The sequence below is a fragment of the Alistipes megaguti genome, assembly GCF_944320325.1.
Taxonomy (GTDB): Bacteria; Bacteroidota; Bacteroidia; order Bacteroidales; family Rikenellaceae; genus Alistipes; species Alistipes megaguti.
In genome coordinates, this window is record NZ_CALUHA010000019.1 from 38,441 (window position 1) to 53,839 (window position 15,399).

At 59.2% G+C, this 15,399-nt stretch carries 11 protein-coding genes and 1 pseudogene; 6 read left to right on the forward strand and 6 right to left on the reverse strand.

What is annotated here, in order from left to right; genetic code table 11:
• Positions 1-21: 21 nt before the first annotated feature.
• Positions 22-1,269 carry a 3-phosphoshikimate 1-carboxyvinyltransferase gene (gene aroA / locus PUQ42_RS06550; protein ID WP_273372138.1) on the reverse strand — a complete coding sequence of 416 codons (1,248 nt, stop codon included), beginning with the start codon at positions 1,267-1,269 and terminating at the stop codon, positions 22-24.
• A 409-nt stretch (positions 1,270-1,678) separates the two neighbouring features.
• Positions 1,679-2,470: pseudogene (gene lptB / locus PUQ42_RS06555) on the reverse strand (LPS export ABC transporter ATP-binding protein); the annotation flags it as partial.
• Positions 2,471-2,564: 94 nt separating this feature from the next.
• Here lptB and recQ point away from each other — a divergent pair.
• From recQ to rsmA, 5 genes are all read left to right on the forward strand, one after another.
• Positions 2,565-4,757 (forward strand): DNA helicase RecQ, encoded by a 2,193-nt coding sequence (gene recQ / locus PUQ42_RS06560; protein WP_087405397.1) that lies wholly within the window; start codon positions 2,565-2,567, stop codon positions 4,755-4,757.
• A 442-nt stretch (positions 4,758-5,199) separates the two neighbouring features.
• Complete coding sequence (locus PUQ42_RS06565; protein ID WP_087405398.1) at positions 5,200-5,424, forward strand: hypothetical protein; 225 nt, start codon at positions 5,200-5,202, stop codon at positions 5,422-5,424.
• A 3-nt stretch (positions 5,425-5,427) separates the two neighbouring features.
• Positions 5,428-5,625 carry a hypothetical protein gene (locus tag PUQ42_RS06570; protein WP_087312357.1) on the forward strand — a complete coding sequence of 66 codons (198 nt, stop codon included), beginning with the start codon at positions 5,428-5,430 and terminating at the stop codon, positions 5,623-5,625.
• Between the two features lie 4 nt (positions 5,626-5,629).
• On the forward strand, positions 5,630-5,872 hold the full coding sequence (locus PUQ42_RS06575) for a hypothetical protein (protein ID WP_087312359.1): 243 nt from the start codon (positions 5,630-5,632) through the stop codon (positions 5,870-5,872).
• A complete protein-coding gene (gene rsmA, locus PUQ42_RS06580) occupies positions 5,869-6,660 on the forward strand; it encodes a 16S rRNA (adenine(1518)-N(6)/adenine(1519)-N(6))-dimethyltransferase RsmA (protein ID WP_273372144.1) in 792 nt (263 codons plus the stop codon). The genes PUQ42_RS06575 and rsmA overlap by 4 nt, the downstream gene beginning before the upstream one ends.
• 119 nt (positions 6,661-6,779) lie before the next feature.
• On the opposite strand, the gene PUQ42_RS06585 is transcribed toward rsmA, so the two are convergent.
• Positions 6,780-8,054 carry a M16 family metallopeptidase gene (locus tag PUQ42_RS06585; RefSeq protein WP_273372147.1) on the reverse strand — a complete coding sequence of 425 codons (1,275 nt, stop codon included), beginning with the start codon at positions 8,052-8,054 and terminating at the stop codon, positions 6,780-6,782.
• Positions 8,051-9,289 carry a M16 family metallopeptidase gene (locus PUQ42_RS06590; protein WP_273372150.1) on the reverse strand — a complete coding sequence of 413 codons (1,239 nt, stop codon included), beginning with the start codon at positions 9,287-9,289 and terminating at the stop codon, positions 8,051-8,053. Before PUQ42_RS06590 ends, PUQ42_RS06585 begins: the two co-directional genes overlap by 4 nt.
• A 377-nt stretch (positions 9,290-9,666) precedes the next feature.
• Between PUQ42_RS06590 and nifJ the strand changes: the two genes are divergently transcribed.
• Positions 9,667-13,212: a pyruvate:ferredoxin (flavodoxin) oxidoreductase gene (nifJ, locus tag PUQ42_RS06595; RefSeq protein ID WP_122120522.1), complete on the forward strand. Its 3,546-nt coding sequence runs from the start codon at positions 9,667-9,669 to the stop codon at positions 13,210-13,212.
• Here the strand turns inward: nifJ and PUQ42_RS06600 are convergent.
• Both PUQ42_RS06600 and PUQ42_RS06605 read right to left on the reverse strand, forming a co-directional pair.
• Positions 13,209-13,898: a lipocalin-like domain-containing protein gene (locus PUQ42_RS06600; protein ID WP_273372154.1), complete on the reverse strand. Its 690-nt coding sequence runs from the start codon at positions 13,896-13,898 to the stop codon at positions 13,209-13,211. The genes nifJ and PUQ42_RS06600 overlap by 4 nt on opposite strands.
• Position 13,899: 1 nt before the next feature.
• On the reverse strand, positions 13,900-14,625 hold the full coding sequence (locus PUQ42_RS06605; protein WP_273372157.1) for a porin family protein: 726 nt from the start codon (positions 14,623-14,625) through the stop codon (positions 13,900-13,902).
• Between the last annotated feature and the right edge of the window lie 774 nt (positions 14,626-15,399).

A 15,399-nucleotide genomic window follows, 5' to 3' on the forward strand; every position in this document is an offset into this window, starting at 1 on the left:
TCTGTTTTAGTCGGCCGGGACTCACGATTCGCGGACCCGGGCCAGATCCTCGAAGAAGGTCGGATAGCTCTTGGCCACCGACTCGGCCCCTTCGATCGTCACCTCGCCGTCGGCCCTCAGCGCCGCCACGGCCAGCGACATGGCCATGCGGTGATCGCCGTGGCTCTGCGTGCGGGCGGCATGGATCGCCCCGCCGCGGATACGCATGACATCCACTTCCGAGAGGTCGACCTCGATGCCCAGCCGGCCGTACTCCTCGCAGATGGCCTCGGCGCGGTTGCACTCCTTGTATTCGAGGCGCGACGTGCCGCGGATCGTGCTCACCCCTTCGGCTGCGGCGGCCAGCGCGGCCAGCGCCGGGAAGAGGTCGGGGCAGTTCGTGGCATCGAACTCGAAGCCGTGCAGCGGACGGTGGGCCACCGTCACCGACTCCTCATCGTTGATCACGGCCGCGCCGGCCCGCACGAGCGCCGTACAGATGGCCGTATCGGCCTGTTTGGAGAGCATCGAGACGTTGCGTACGGTGATCTCACCGGCCGTGGCGCCGGCCACGAGCAGCATGGCCGCAGCGCTCCAGTCGCCCTCGATGCTGAAATAGGTAGCGGCAAAATGCTGGTTGCCGGGGATGTAGAACTCCTCGTAGTCGCGCTGGCTGATCTCCACGCCAAAGCGCGCCGCCGTATCGAGCGTCATGTCCAGATAGGGGGTCGAGACGGCGTTGCGCACGTGAAGCGTCGTGTCGCTGGCGGCACGCGGCAGGGCCAGCAGCAGCCCCGTGATGAACTGCGAGGAGACCGAACCGTCGACCTCCACCTCACCGCCGTGCATCGGTCCGCAGACCTCCACCGGCAGGAATCCGTCGTTGTCGTGCACCGTGACACCCAGCTGCCGCAGCGGTTCGAGCATCATCGTCATCGGACGCACGAGCAACGTGCCGCGTCCGACGATGCGGATCGGCGTCCGGCAAAGCGAGGCAATGGGGGTAAAGAGGCGCGTGGCGAGGCCCGATTCGCCCACTTCGAGCGTCCGGCCGTGGGGATTCAGACCACCGCGGATCGAGAGCGACGTGGCGTCGACCTGTTCGACGCGGGCGCCGAGCGTACGGATGCAGTGCAGCGCCGAGCGCGTATCGTCGCAGAATTCCAGATTGCGCAACACCGTGGGTTCTTCGGAGAGCAGGGCTGCAGCCAGAGCACGCTGTGCATAACTTTTCGAGCAGGGCGGCGTCAGCGTGCCTTTGACGCGGCCTGGCGGAACCGTTTTGTCCATATATCTATCAACCTACTAACCTTCTGTCCTTCTGTCGGCAGACCTCCACGAGCAAGGAACGAGGCCTCTTCGAGCGCCCGACTCGCAATCGCCCTGCTTCACAGTCATCCCCGTCTCACAATCGCCCCGCTTCACAATCACCCCATCTCACAGCCGCATCTTGTCTCACAGCCGGGAAGCCCTCCAACCATTCGCTTCTTCTACCCCCCCCCTTCTCGGGCGGTTCTCAATGCTTGTCACCGCGAATCTCGTCGACCGCCTTCCGAGCCTCATCGACCGCCTTGCGGGCCTCAGTTTCGGCCCGGTCGGCCTCATCGACCGCCAGGCGGGCCTCTTCATCGGCCTTCTGCGCCTCGTCGACCGCCTTGCGGGCCTCATCCACCGCCTTGCGAGCCTCCTCCGAGGCCGCCTGGCGCAACTCTTCGCCCTTGCGGTTCTTCATCTCCTGGGTCAGCTGGTGGCTCTTCTTCAACTCGAAGTGCTGTCCGAGGTAGACCTTGCGCACCATCGGGTCGGCGGCCAGCTCCTCGGCCGTACCCGTCTTGAGGATCTTGCCCTCGTAGAGCAGGTAGGTGCGGTCGGTGATGGCCAGCGTCTCGTCGACGTTATGGTCGGTGATGATCACTCCGATGTTCTTGTGCTTCAGAGTCGCCACGATCGACTGGATATCCTCCACGGCAATGGGGTCCACCCCGGCGAAGGGTTCGTCCAGCAGGATAAAGGCCGGATTGATGGCCACGGCCCGGGCAATCTCCGTACGGCGCCGTTCACCGCCCGAGAGCTGGATACCCAGACTCTTGCGAACCTTCTGCAGGCGGAACTCCTCGATGAGCGCCTCGACGCGCTCGTTCTGGTACTCCTTCGAGTAGTCGGTCATCTCCAGCACGGCGCGGATGTTCTCCTCGACGGTCAGCCGGCGGAAGACCGACGCCTCCTGGGCCAGATAGCCCACGCCCAGCTGGGCCCGACGGTAGACCGGCAGCGAGGTCAACTCGCTGACCTGGCCCTGGTCGGTCTCCAGAAAGATCCGGCCCTCGTTGGGTTTGATGAGCCCCACGATCATGTAAAAGGTGGTGGTTTTACCCGCTCCGTTGGGGCCGAGCAGGCCGACGATCTCGCCCTGATTCACATCAATCGACACATGGTCGACAACCGTTCGGGCCTTGTATTTCTTGACCAGTTCGCTGGTGTAAAGTCGCATGACGCAGGATATAATTTTTTACAAAGTTATGCTTTTTTCCGAAAAAATTTTTATCTTTACGTTGAATTTTCTTTTAAAGCATACAAACGGCGAAATGAAACAGTTCGATTCATCCCTGTTGCATGACAAGTTGAAGGAATATTTCGGCTTCTCGTCATTCAAAGGGAATCAGGAGGCGGTAATCCGCAACGTGCTGGAGGGCAAGGATACTTTCGTGCTGATGCCTACGGGCGGCGGCAAATCGTTGTGCTACCAGTTGCCCGCACTCCTGATGGACGGCGTAGCGATCATCATCTCGCCGCTGATCGCCCTGATGAAGAATCAGGTCGACTCCATGCGCACCTTCTCGGCCGAATCGGGCATCGCCCACTTCCTCAATTCGTCGCTCAACAAGACCGCCGTGGCCCAGGTGCGCCAGGACGTGCTCGACGGCAAGACCAAACTGCTCTATTTCGCCCCCGAATCGCTCACCAAGGAGGACAACGTCGCCTTCCTGCGTAAAATAAAGGTGTCGTTCTACGCCATCGACGAGGCCCACTGCATCTCGGAATGGGGACACGACTTCCGCCCCGAGTATCGCCGTATCCGCCCGATCATCAACGAAATCGGACAGGCCCCGCTGATCGCCCTCACGGCCACGGCAACGCCCAAGGTGCAGATGGACATCCAGAAGAACCTCGGCATGACGGATGCCCAGGTCTTCAAGTCGTCGTTCAACCGCCCGAACCTCTACTACGAGATCCGCCCCAAACACAACATCGACCACGAAATCATCCGCTTCATCAAACAGAACGAGGGCAAGAGCGGCATCATCTACTGCCTGAGCCGCAAGAAGGTCGAGGAACTCACCGAACTGCTCATCGCCAACGGCATCCGCGCCCGGGCCTATCATGCCGGCATGGATGCCGCCACACGCGCCGCCAATCAGGACGACTTCCTCATGGAGCGGGTCGATGTCATCGTCGCCACGATCGCCTTCGGCATGGGCATCGACAAACCCGACGTGCGCTACGTGATCCACTACGACATGCCCAAATCGCTCGAAGGATACTACCAGGAGACCGGCCGCGCCGGACGTGACGGCGGCGAAGGCTACTGCCTGGCCTTCTACAGCTACAAGGATATCCAGAAACTCGAGAAATTCATGCAGGGCAAGCCCGTTGCCGAACAGGAGATCGGCAAACTGCTCCTGCAGGAGACGGTCTCCTATGCCGAGAGTTCGATGTGCCGCCGCAAGACGCTGCTCCACTACTTCGGCGAAGAGTACACCGAGGACAATTGCGGCAACTGCGACAACTGCCGCAACCCCAAACCCAAGGTCGACGCCCGGGCCGCCCTGAAGATGGCTCTCGAGGCGTTGCGCGACATCGGCGACAAGTTCAAGTCCGACTACCTGATCAACGTGCTCGTGGGCAAGAATACGGCGCTGATCAAAAGCTACGGCCACAACACCTCGAAATGGTTCGGAGCCGGCGCCGATCACGACGCACGCTTCTGGGGCGCCGTGCTGCGCCAGGGGCTGATCCTCGGACTGATCGACAAGAACATCGAAAACTACGGACTGATCTCGATCAACAAAAAGGGCGAGAACTACATCGCCATGCCCTACCCCGTGACCATCACCCTCGACCACGACTACGACGAGGAGGAGAAGGAGGCCGAAGCCGTCGCCCCGATGGGCAAGGGCGGAGCTGCCGACGAGGAGCTCTTCGCCATGCTGAAGGATCTGCGCAAGAAGGTCGCCAAACAACACGGCCTGCCGCCGTTTGTCATCTTCCAGGACCCCTCACTCGAGGATATGGCCATCCAGTACCCGATTACGCTCGAGGAGATGCAGAACATCACGGGCGTAGGTGCCGGCAAGGCCCGGAAATTCGGCGAGGAGTTCATCAAGCTCATCAAGGCCTACGTCGAGGAGAAGGAGATCATCCGTCCGCAGGATATGGTCGTCAAGGGAGTGGCCAGCAAGTCGGGCAACAAGATCTTCATCATCCAGTCCATCGACCGCAAGATGGATTTCGAAGATATCGCCCGGGCCAAGGACCTCGATTTCGACGAGCTGCTCACCGAAATCGAAGCCATCGTCAATGCCGGCACGAAACTCGACATCTCCTACTATCTGAAGGAGTTCATGGACGAGGACAAGATCCAGGACATCTACCTCTACTTCAAGGAGGATGCCGAGAGCGATTCGCTGGATGCCGCCATCGAGGAACTGGGCTCCGACTACACCGAAGAGGAGATCCGTCTGGTCCGCATCCAGTTCATCTGCGAACAGGGCAACTGACCCGGGGCCGAAGCGGGGGGGGGCCGCCAGAGGGAGAAGAGAGGAGGGAGAAGAGAGAGAGAAAAAAGAGGAAGAGAAAGAAGGAAGAAGGGAGAAAAGGAAAAAAGAAGGGAGAGAAGGGGAAGAGAGAAGGAGAGAAGGAAAGAAAGCAGAGAGCCACAGGAAAGAAGGCCGCAGAGAAGATGATGCAGGGGAGTACGGAACAACCCGGACAGCAGAGAAGGACCGCAAGGGAAGAAACGGACCGCCCTGCCGGCCGCAAAAAGAGGACCACATGCCAGTAGGCAGGAATACTGCCGGAAAAAACCGGAAGTCCCAACCTGTTTCGAAGCCCCTCCAACCGAAAGGAAGAAGTTGTATGGAACCCGCGGGAAAGACCCGGGGCCGGAGAGATCCAACCACACTCCGGATGAGAGATTGATAGAACCTAAAGACCACGCCTATGAACAAAAAGACCTTTACACTTGCCATTGTTTTTCTGGTGTTGACGCTGGTATGGCTCGGAACCAATATCTATTGGCGCGTGACCCATTCCAACTGTGTGAATACATTCGATTTCATTGTGGGCATTCTCTTCGTGGCGGCAGCCGCGGGGATGGTCTACAACGAATACCACAAGAAAAAGCGCAAACACCTCGACGAGGTGGACAAGTACAAAATTCCGTAGCCGATGCGAACGATCGACCGAATGATGGCCATTCTGGCCGGTATGTTTTTTCTGGCTGCCGTGGTCTCGGCATGGCGCGTCACCATGGATGACGCACAGGAGTTGTGGTACCTTCCGGTACTGATGGCCCTGGCCTCGGCGGCCATGACGTTCGGAGCTCTGCAGCATCGGCGCCGCAAAACCGTAAAAAAAGAGGAATAACAGTATGAAGATCAATTTCATGCAGGTGATCCGCCTGGTCGGAATGGTAGTGGCCATCGCCGGAATCATCTACGCACTGGAATTCATGGAACGCGGCATTGCCGTCTGGTTCTGGGTGCTGCTGCTGGGCATCGGATTCGTGGGTCTGCTCTACACCTTCCGGCTCACGCAACGCCGTGCGGCCCGCGAGGAGCGTGCCCGTGAACGCAGTGAAAAGAAAAAACGCAGTCGCCGACCGAAAAAATGACCGAAGTACGCGCCAAAAAGTCTCTGGGCCAACATTTTCTGGTCGATCTGAACATTGCACGCAAGATTTGCGACTCGCTCTCGGGTGGGACACCCGAGGCTCCCTGCCCGACACTTGAGGTGGGGTGTGGAATGGGTGTGCTCACGCAATTCCTGCTGCGCCGCGCCGACCTCGTGACCTGGGGTGCCGAGATCGATACCGAGAGTGTCGAATATCTTCATGCGCACTACCCGGATTTCACACCCCGGCTGATCGAGGGCGATTTTCTGAAACTCGACCTGCGCGAGCGCTTCCCCGGGGGGCTGCACCTGATCGGCAACTTTCCCTACAACATCTCGTCGCAGATCTTCTTCAAGGTGCTGGAAAACCGCGATCTCGTTCCCGAATGCGTGGGGATGATCCAGAAGGAGGTAGCCGTGCGGATCGCCGAGCCGCCCGGATCGAAGGAGTATGGCATCCTGTCGGTACTGTTGCAGGCGTGGTACGACATCGAGTACCTCTTCACGGTCAACGAGACGGTTTTCAACCCGCCCCCGAAGGTCAAAAGTGCGGTGATCCGCCTGCGCCGGAACGCCGTAAAGAGGCTCGACTGCGACGAAACGCTCTTCATCAAGGTTGTCAAGGCCTCGTTCGGACAGCGGCGCAAGATGCTGCGCAATTCGCTGAAGGCGGTCTTCGGCGACTTCGGCGGTGCGGAGCACCCCTTCTTCACACGGCGTGCCGAGACTCTGTCGGTAGCAGAATTTGTCGAATTGACCCGCTGGGTGTCAGAACGGCTGAAGAACTGATCGAGGGCTGGCGGGGTATCAGAAACTCTCCATGGTCCTACCCCCAAAAACCGACATCCCAAGCCGGCGGGGCGGGAGCGAGGAAGAGACTCGGAAACCCCATAGAGGTCCATCCGCCTCTAAAACCGGCTTCCCAAGCCGGCGGGGCCGGCCACAACCGTTACCAGATCCTCGCGGGCCAGATACTTGCGGGCCAGTTTCAGCACATCGTCCGGGGTCATGCTCCGGATGCGGCGGATGTTCTCGCCGATGATGTGGTTGTCGGTCCCGCAGAGGATATTCTCGATCGTGACGTCGGCAATGCCGAACGGCCCGTCGAGAATCCGCATCATCTCACCCGTCATCATGTTCTTCACCAGCGCAAGCTCCTCCTCGGGCATGGGTTCCGTGCGCAGGAGTTCGATTTCATGGTATATTTCCCCGAGCGCCTGGCGCGTCACATCGGTTCCGACCTGCGTCGCCACGGCAAAATAACCGGCCCGTTCGAAATTGACCATTGCAGCCACCACACCATAGGTATAACCGTTTCGTTCGCGGAGATTCTGCATCAGACGCGATCCGAAGTAACCGCCCAGAGCCGTGGCCACGACCTGCATTCCGACGAAATCGGGATGCTGCCGCGGGAAGAGCAGCCGTCCGAGCCGCAACGATGACTGCACGGCCCCGGGATGGTCGACAAACGCCTCATGAACGGTCTCCGGGGCCGGAAAGCGAGGATCCTCCACCACGCCTCGGCGCGGAAGCCGACCGGCCAAATTGCCCAAAGCATGCAGTTCGTGGTCGCCGATGCGGCCGCTGCAGACGACAAAGCAACGTTCGGCCGTGTAGAAACGGCGGTAAAACTCCACGACATCCCGCCGCGTGAGCGAATCGTAGAGTTCCTCCGACGAAGAGATGCCGTAAGGATGACGCGGCCCGAAGAGCGCCCGGGCAAAGGCCTCGCGGGCCTCGACATCGACTTTCGTGCGGTCGATCGCCAACCGCTGGCGACGTTTGGCGGCGTACGTACGCAGCTCCGCCTCGGGGAAGGCCGGACGGAGCAGAATCTCCTCGGCCACGGCGAGCGTATGTTCGAAAAATTTCGAGAGCGTGGCAAAACTGATATAGGCATAGTCGCGGTCGATATTCACGTCGTACCACGAGCCGTAGTAGTCCAATTGTTCGGCGATCTGCTGCGCCGAATGCTCGGTGGAGCCTTCGGCCAGGAGATTGGCCGCCGCCGAGGCCGAGAAGGGAACCGTCTGCACGGCCGATCCGGCCCGGAAGACAAACGAAAAGCGCAGCACCTCGAAATCCTCCGAGGCCAGCGTGTAAAGGGCCACGCCGTTGGCAAGCGTGTGTTTTTCGGCCAGCTGTATGTCAACTTCCGAAGGGGTAATGCGGGGCGGTCTCATTTTCGGGCACGGTAAATCAGGGTGGAACTGTTTTCGGGACGCAGCACGCGACTGCAGAACGAGCGTATGTCGTCGGGCGTAACGGCCCGGTAGCAGTCAACCTCCCGGTTGATGAAGGCCAGATCGCCGAGCAGTTCGTAAAATCCGAGGTTCATGGCCTTGTTCATGACATTGAGTTCGCCAAAGAGCGTCGTGGCCTCGAACTTGTTCTTGACCTTTTCGATCTCGTACTCCGTGGCGGCATCGCGCAGCAGGGAGTCGATCTCCTGGCGGAAGGCCGTCTCGACGGCTTCGGGAGTCGTTCCGGGGAGCAGCTGTCCCGTGAAGACGAACAACCCGGGATCGAGATCTCCCGTGACGTAGGCATTGACGCTCGAGAGCAGCTGCCGCTCCTTGACAAGCCAATTGTAAAGACGTCCCGAATCGCCGCCCGCCAACAGATCGGAGATCAGGTCGGCCGTCTGGAAATCGGGATCGCGGCGCCGTCCCATGTGGTAGGCCACGGAGACGGTCGTGGCCGGTACATCGCGTTCGACCTCGCGGCGCCGGGCCTCGCGCTGAGGCAGCTCCTGCGGAACGGGATCCGCAGCCGACGGCCGGTCGGCAAGCGGTCCGAACCACTTTTCGGCCAGCGCAAGCATCCGCTCCTCGTCCAGGTCGGCCGAGATCGACAGCACGGCATTCGAGGGGTGGTAGTGGCGCCGGTAGAAGGCCTCCACGTCGGCGAGCGTCGCCTGCTCGATGTGGTCGGGTGTCCGTCCGATCGTGGCCCAGCGGTAGGGATGGGTTCGGTAGGCCAGATCGCGCAGCAGCATCATCTGATCGCCGTAGGGCTGGTTGAGGTAGCGTTGACGGAACTCCTCGATCACCACGCGCTTCTCCGTTTCGAGCTTTTCGGGCGTAATGTCGAGCCCCTCCATACGGTCGCTCTCGAGCCAGAGCGCCGTTTCGAGATTGTCCTTCGGAAGGGTGATGTAGAAATCCGTATAGTCGTTGTTCGTAAAGGCGTTGTTGTCGCCCGAGGCCATCTGCACCGGCAGGTCGAAGTTGGGCACCTGACGCGTGCCGCGGAACATGAGGTGTTCGAACAGGTGGGCGAAGCCCGTGCGGGCCGGGTTCTCGTTGCGCGCCCCCACCCGGTAGAGGATGTTCACGGCGGCGAGTTTCGAGGCGCGGTCGCGGTTGACCACGACGACCAGTCCGTTGGCCAGCGTTTGTCGGATATAGGGAATCATGTCCGCAAAGGTAACAAAAAAGCGGCAGTCGATCAAACCGCGCGGCCGCCGGAGATGCCCCGCGGGGAAGCGGCCCGCACGAAGCGCCTCCCGCCGCGGGAGAGGGGCTCGAACGGAGGGTCGCCGAAGAGCACCCCGGGTAATGCATTATTGGTTAACCAGTTTCGCAAGTCGGTGATTTCCCGCTGGTTGGTGTTAAAAAAATAACAGTTTTGTTGTTATTTTTTTAACATCAAAAACGGTAAAAAATTACACGTTTTTGAACAAAAATAGACTTCGAATTTCCACCGAAATTCGTATCTTTGCAACGCCCGAACGATTCGGGACAAGCCATAAGAAGGAAAAAAACACACATATCATCCAAAATCTTAACTGAAATGGCAGAAAAGAAATTCATTACCTGTGATGGTAACTACGCTGCAGCCCACGTGGCCTACATGTTCTCGGAGGTGGCAGCCATCTACCCCATCACGCCGTCGTCGACGATGGCCGAACTCGTGGACGAGTGGGCCGCCCAGGGACGGAAAAACATCTTCGGTGAGACCGTGAAGGTCGTAGAGATGCAGTCGGAGGCCGGTGCCGCCGGTGCCGTTCACGGCTCGCTGCAGAGCGGAGCCCTGACCTCGACGTTCACCGCCTCGCAGGGTCTGCTGCTGATGATCCCCAACATGTACAAGATCTCGGGCGAACTGCTCCCGGGAGTCTTCCATGTCTCGGCCCGCGCCCTGGCTGCCCAGTCGCTGTCGATCTTCGGCGACCACCAGGATGTCATGGCCACCCGTCAGACGGGCTTCGCCATGCTGGCTACGTCGTCCGTTCAGGAGGTGATGGACCTGGCCGGCGTTGCCCACCTGGTTGCCATCAAGTCGCGCGTTCCGTTCCTGCACTTCTTCGACGGATTCCGCACCTCGCACGAGATCCAGAAGATCGAACTCATCGACGAGGCCAAACTTACTGCGCTGCTCGACCGCGACGCCCTGAAGGCCTTCCGCGCCCGTGCGCTCAACCCCGAGCACCCCGTAACGCGCGGTACGGCCCAGAACCCCGACATCTACTTCCAGACGCGTGAGGCCGCCAACAAGTTCTACGAGGCCGTGCCCGACATGGTTGCCGACACGATGAAGGAGATCTCGAAGATCACCGGCCGCCAATACAAGCCCTTTGTATATTATGGTGCCGAGGATGCCGAGAACATCATCATCGCCATGGGTTCCGTAACGGAGACCATCAAGGAGACGATCGACTACCTGCGCGCCAAGAAGGGCGAGAAGGTCGGCGTGATCACCGTACATCTCTACCGTCCGTTCGCGGTCAAGTACCTGATGGAGGTTCTGCCCAAGAGCGTAAAGCGCGTCTGCGTGCTCGACCGCACGAAGGAGCCCGGAGCCAACGGCGATCCGCTCTACATGGACGTTGTCGAGGCCTTCGCCAACTGCAAGAACCTGCCGTGCGGCCAGATGCCGCTGATCATCGGCGGCCGCTACGGTCTCTCGTCGAAGGATACCACCCCGGCTCAGATGCTGGCCGTCTTCGAGAACATGAATCTCCCGGAGCCCAAGAACCAGTTCACCGTGGGTATCACCGACGACGTGACGTTCCGTTCGCTGCCCGTCGGCGAGGAGATCTCGCTGGCCAAACCCGGCACGTTCGAGGCTCTCTTCTTCGGACTGGGCGCCGACGGTACGGTGGGTGCCAACAAGAACTCGATCAAGATCATCGGCGGTTCGACCGACAAATACTGCCAGGCCTACTTCTCCTACGACTCGAAGAAGTCGGGCGGCTACACGTCGTCGCACCTGCGCTTCGGCGACAAACCCATCACCTCGCCCTATCTGGTGACGACGCCCGACTTCGTGGCCTGCCACGTTCCGTCGTATGTCGACAAGTATGACGTGCTGAAGGGCCTGAAGCCCGGCGGCTCGTTCCTGCTCAACTCGGTTCACGACGCCGAGACCACCTGCGCCACGCTGCCCGACCACATGAAGGCTTACCTGGCCAAGAACAAGATCAACTTCTACATCATCAACGCCACGAAGATCGCCGCCGAGCTGGGTCTGGGATCGCGTACGAACACCATCATGCAGTCGGCCTTCTTCAAGATCGCCAACGTGATTCCGTTCGAGAAGGCCGTCGAGGAGATGAAGCACGCCATCCTGAAGACCTACGGAAAGAAGGGCGAGGATATCGTCAACATGAACTACGCAGCCGTTGACGCCGGCGGCAAGGAGGTCATCAAGATCGAGGTTCCGGCCGAGTGGGCCCAGATCGAGGACAAGGGCTTCCAGACGCCGTCGCACGCTTCGTATCCGGAGTTCGTGCGCAAGATCGTCGAGCCGATCAACGGCCTGAAGGGCGACGACCTGCCGGTATCGGTCTTCAACGGCCGTGAGGACGGTACGTGGGAGAACGGTACGGCCGCCTACGAGAAGCGCGGTATCGCCGTCAACGTACCGGAGTGGCAGATCGCCAACTGTATCCAGTGCAACCAGTGCTCGTATGTCTGCCCCCACGCAGCCATCCGTCCGTTCCTGGCCACCGACGAGGAGGCCGCCGCTTCGGGCATCGAATGGAAGCAGGGTCTGGGCGAGACGAAGGCCTACAAGTTCCGCGTGCAGGTATCGCCGCTCGACTGTACGGGTTGCGGCAACTGCGTCGACATCTGCCCGGCCAAGGGCAAGGCGCTGGTTATGCGCCCGCTCGAGGAGCAGATGCCGCAGGCCAAGAACTGGGACTACGTCACGAAGAATATCGGTTACAAGAACGTGGTCGACAAGACCAAGTCGGTGAAGAACCTGCAGTTCGCACAGCCGCTCTTCGAGTTCTCGGGAGCCTGCGCCGGCTGCGGCGAGACGCCCTACATCAAGGCGCTGACGCAATTGTTCGGTGACAAGATGATGGTCGCCAACGCCACGGGCTGTACGTCGATCTACTCGGGTTCGGCACCTTCGACCCCCTACTGCACCAATGCCGAAGGCAAGGGTCCGGCCTGGGCCAACTCGCTCTTCGAGGATAACGCCGAGTTCGGTCTGGGTATGCACCTGGGTATCGAGAAGCTCCGCGACCGCATCCAGATGACGATGGAAGAGGCCATCGCCAACTGCACGAAGTGCTCCGACGAGCTGAAGGAGGTCATGAAGGAGTGGATCGCCAACCGCGGATCGTCGTCGAAGTCGGCCGAGGTTACGGCCCGTCTGATTCCGATGATGGAAGCCTGCGGCTGCGACTACTGCAAGAAGATTCTCGAGCACAAGGATTGGCTCATCAAGAAGTCGCAGTGGATCATCGGCGGCGACGGCTGGGGCTACGATATCGGTTACGGCGGTGTTGACCACGTACTGGCTTCGGGTCAGGATGTCAACATTCTGGTAATCGATACGGAGGTCTACTCGAACACGGGCGGTCAGTCGTCGAAGGCTACGCCGGTGGGCGCCGTAGCGAAGTTCGCATCGAGCGGCAAGCGGATCCGAAAAAAGGATCTGGGCGCCATGGCGATGACCTACGGCTACGTCTATGTGGCCCAGGTATCGATCGGCGGCTCGCAGCAGCAGCTGTTCAACGTGCTGAAGGAGGCCGAGGCCTATCCCGGCCCGTCGCTGATCATCGCCTACGCACCGTGTATCAACCACGGCATCAAGGGCGGCATGGCCCGCACGCAGGCGGTTGGCAAAGAGGCCGTAGCCTGCGGATACTGGCACCTGTGGCACTACAACCCGCAACTGGAGACGGAGGGCAAGAATCCGTTCGTATTGGATTCGAAAGAGCCCGACTGGACGAAGTTCCACGACTTCCTGATGAAGGAGGTACGTTACACGTCGCTCCAGAAGTCGTTCCCGGCCGAAGCCGAGGAGCTCTTCCAGGCAGCCGAGGAGAACGCCAAGTGGCGTTACAACGGCTACGTTCGCCGCTCGAAGATGGAATACTAATCGTGGACCCCGGAAGGGGAAACCACCCGACACATTCGGAGACCGTGGAGTTGATCCACGGTCTCTTTTTTTAACCTTGAGACCTCCGAATTTGCCACCGCCGGACATGGAAAAAGATTTCGCTCCACAGGAGGCGTTTTCTGCCACGGGTAAGCAGGCTGAAGCAACCCGCCGCCCCATCCCGTAAAAGCCGCAGAACGGAATATAAAAGGCCATTGCGCGGGGAGTGAGAGGATCCGGACAACGCGCATAAAAAAGCGGAGCCTTTGTGAAGGCCCCGCATCCGGGATCAATGTCAGCGATCGGTTGATCCACCTGTAGCAGGCTCGGTCCGTGTAGTTTTCGCCGGGATAATCGAAAGCAACATTCAATTCGGAAGCCGCCAGTTTTTCGATTCGCCATACCACGGGTTGAGCCGAAGTGGCAGTGGCAATCACAATCGTGTTGGCTTCAACAACGTAGGTTGCATAGATGAGAGAAGGGGGATTCCCATTTGCCTGACAGCTGAACACACAGGTTCCGTCTTCACGGAATTCAGTCGTCGCAACAAAGCCGTATTCGGCGCAGTACTCATTGTCCCAGGTTCCGTCCTCACCGTCATACATGCGGGTCATCTCCCAGGTTCCGACCAATTGCGAGAGATCGATGGTGTGGTCATCCTCGACCTTCGAGCACCCGCTCGCCAAATCAGAAGTTATAACCCAGTTGAATCGAGAAGTTGCGGTTGTGGAATTTCGCCTCCTTACCCCACTCCTTGTCGATGGCCATATTCACGAGACCCAGATCGTAGACAATACCGACGTAATAGTGCTCCCGAAGGGTCACACCGGCACCGAACGAGAGTCCGAAATCGAACCGTTTGGCACCGAAACGGGCCTCGTTCTCGGTTGATTCACCGAAGAAGGGATATTTCTGGCTCTCGGACAGACCGTCGGAATCGCTGTACGAATCCTTGCATTTTCCACCCAGCCCGAAGGCAAAATGGGGGCCGACATGAACCTGCACATTCACCGACTCGCTCACATCGGCGCGGAACGAGGCCAATACGGGAATCTGCAGATACATGGGACGATATTTCGTGGAGGCTTCCTCGCTGTAACCCGCCTCACTGTAGGAGGACTTCTCCTTGGCACCGCGCGTCGTGAAGAGGAGCCCGGGCTGCACGTAGAAGCCGTTGGTGATCGGAATATCGACTACCGCACCGACCTGGAAGCCGACCCTCGAATTGAAGTCGAGCTTGTCGCCCGAATCGGGGCTGTATTGCCCGGCAATCTTCGAAACATTGAGACCGGCACGAACGCCGTAGGAGATTCCGCCCTTCTGATCCGAACCGAACATATCGCGGATCTCCTGAGCAGAGGCCGTCGCCATGCAACCGATGAGCAAAGCGGCCATCATGAAGCATTTCTTCATTTTGATAGATGATTTGAACACATCCGGACTCCGGGGATGCAGTTGTCCAAAAAGAAAGAGTGGAGTCGTTCGTTTATCTGACGGGAGGCTCTGGTAAGCCCAAGGACAAATAAACAATACCCCACACCTGTATAGCAGAAGGCGAACACCTTACATGCCAATACAAGTGATGAGTGCGTCGTTTTCCTTGTCCTAATTGAAATTTTCCAGATTTCCCGTCAAGGATAAAAGCGAAACACTTTCATCAAACATGTCTGCCGTTGCCAGGCAACGACACAACAAAGATAGAAAATGTTTTGCAAAGCACAACATCATCGGGGTATTGCGAAACAAATTTCGCAGAAATTTCGCAGAAAATCAATATTGACAATCTGCTTTGTTTGAATAAGATGGGAGATTACATACCGGAAGCAGAACAAGGCAGATGGACAGTAGCCGCTCCTCACATCACTGCCCGGAGCCTCCAACCTCACGCCCATTGCACCGTGACACGCCTCTCGCCCGTCTCACGACAGATCTCCGACCGGAGCCTCCCGCCTCCATCCTGTCGCAGTTCTTACCGCGGAGCGTCAGCCAATCGTCACCATACACGTTTTTCTTTTTTTTCCCCCCCCCTCCCTCTCCGGGCCCGTCGCCCATCGCTTGATGTCTCCCCACCACTCCTCTCCGCGCCGGGAGGGGTTCGTTGCAGGGCACAAAAAAAAGGTCAGACCTTACGATCTGACCTTGAAGAGGCGGCTACCTACTCTCCCACGGGATAACCGCAGTACCATC

Coding starts and splice junctions, on each gene's coding strand:
- aroA (WP_273372138.1), bottom strand. CDS start 1,269: ATGGACAAAACGGTTCCGCCAGGCCGCGTCAAAGGCACGCTGACGCCG.
- recQ (WP_087405397.1), top strand. CDS start 2,565: ATGAAACAGTTCGATTCATCCCTGTTGCATGACAAGTTGAAGGAATAT.
- PUQ42_RS06565 (WP_087405398.1), top strand. CDS start 5,200: ATGAACAAAAAGACCTTTACACTTGCCATTGTTTTTCTGGTGTTGACG.
- PUQ42_RS06570 (WP_087312357.1), top strand. CDS start 5,428: ATGCGAACGATCGACCGAATGATGGCCATTCTGGCCGGTATGTTTTTT.
- PUQ42_RS06575 (WP_087312359.1), top strand. CDS start 5,630: ATGAAGATCAATTTCATGCAGGTGATCCGCCTGGTCGGAATGGTAGTG.
- rsmA (WP_273372144.1), top strand. CDS start 5,869: ATGACCGAAGTACGCGCCAAAAAGTCTCTGGGCCAACATTTTCTGGTC.
- PUQ42_RS06585 (WP_273372147.1), bottom strand. CDS start 8,054: ATGAGACCGCCCCGCATTACCCCTTCGGAAGTTGACATACAGCTGGCC.
- PUQ42_RS06590 (WP_273372150.1), bottom strand. CDS start 9,289: ATGATTCCCTATATCCGACAAACGCTGGCCAACGGACTGGTCGTCGTG.
- nifJ (WP_122120522.1), top strand. CDS start 9,667: ATGGCAGAAAAGAAATTCATTACCTGTGATGGTAACTACGCTGCAGCC.
- PUQ42_RS06605 (WP_273372157.1), bottom strand. CDS start 14,625: ATGAAGAAATGCTTCATGATGGCCGCTTTGCTCATCGGTTGCATGGCG.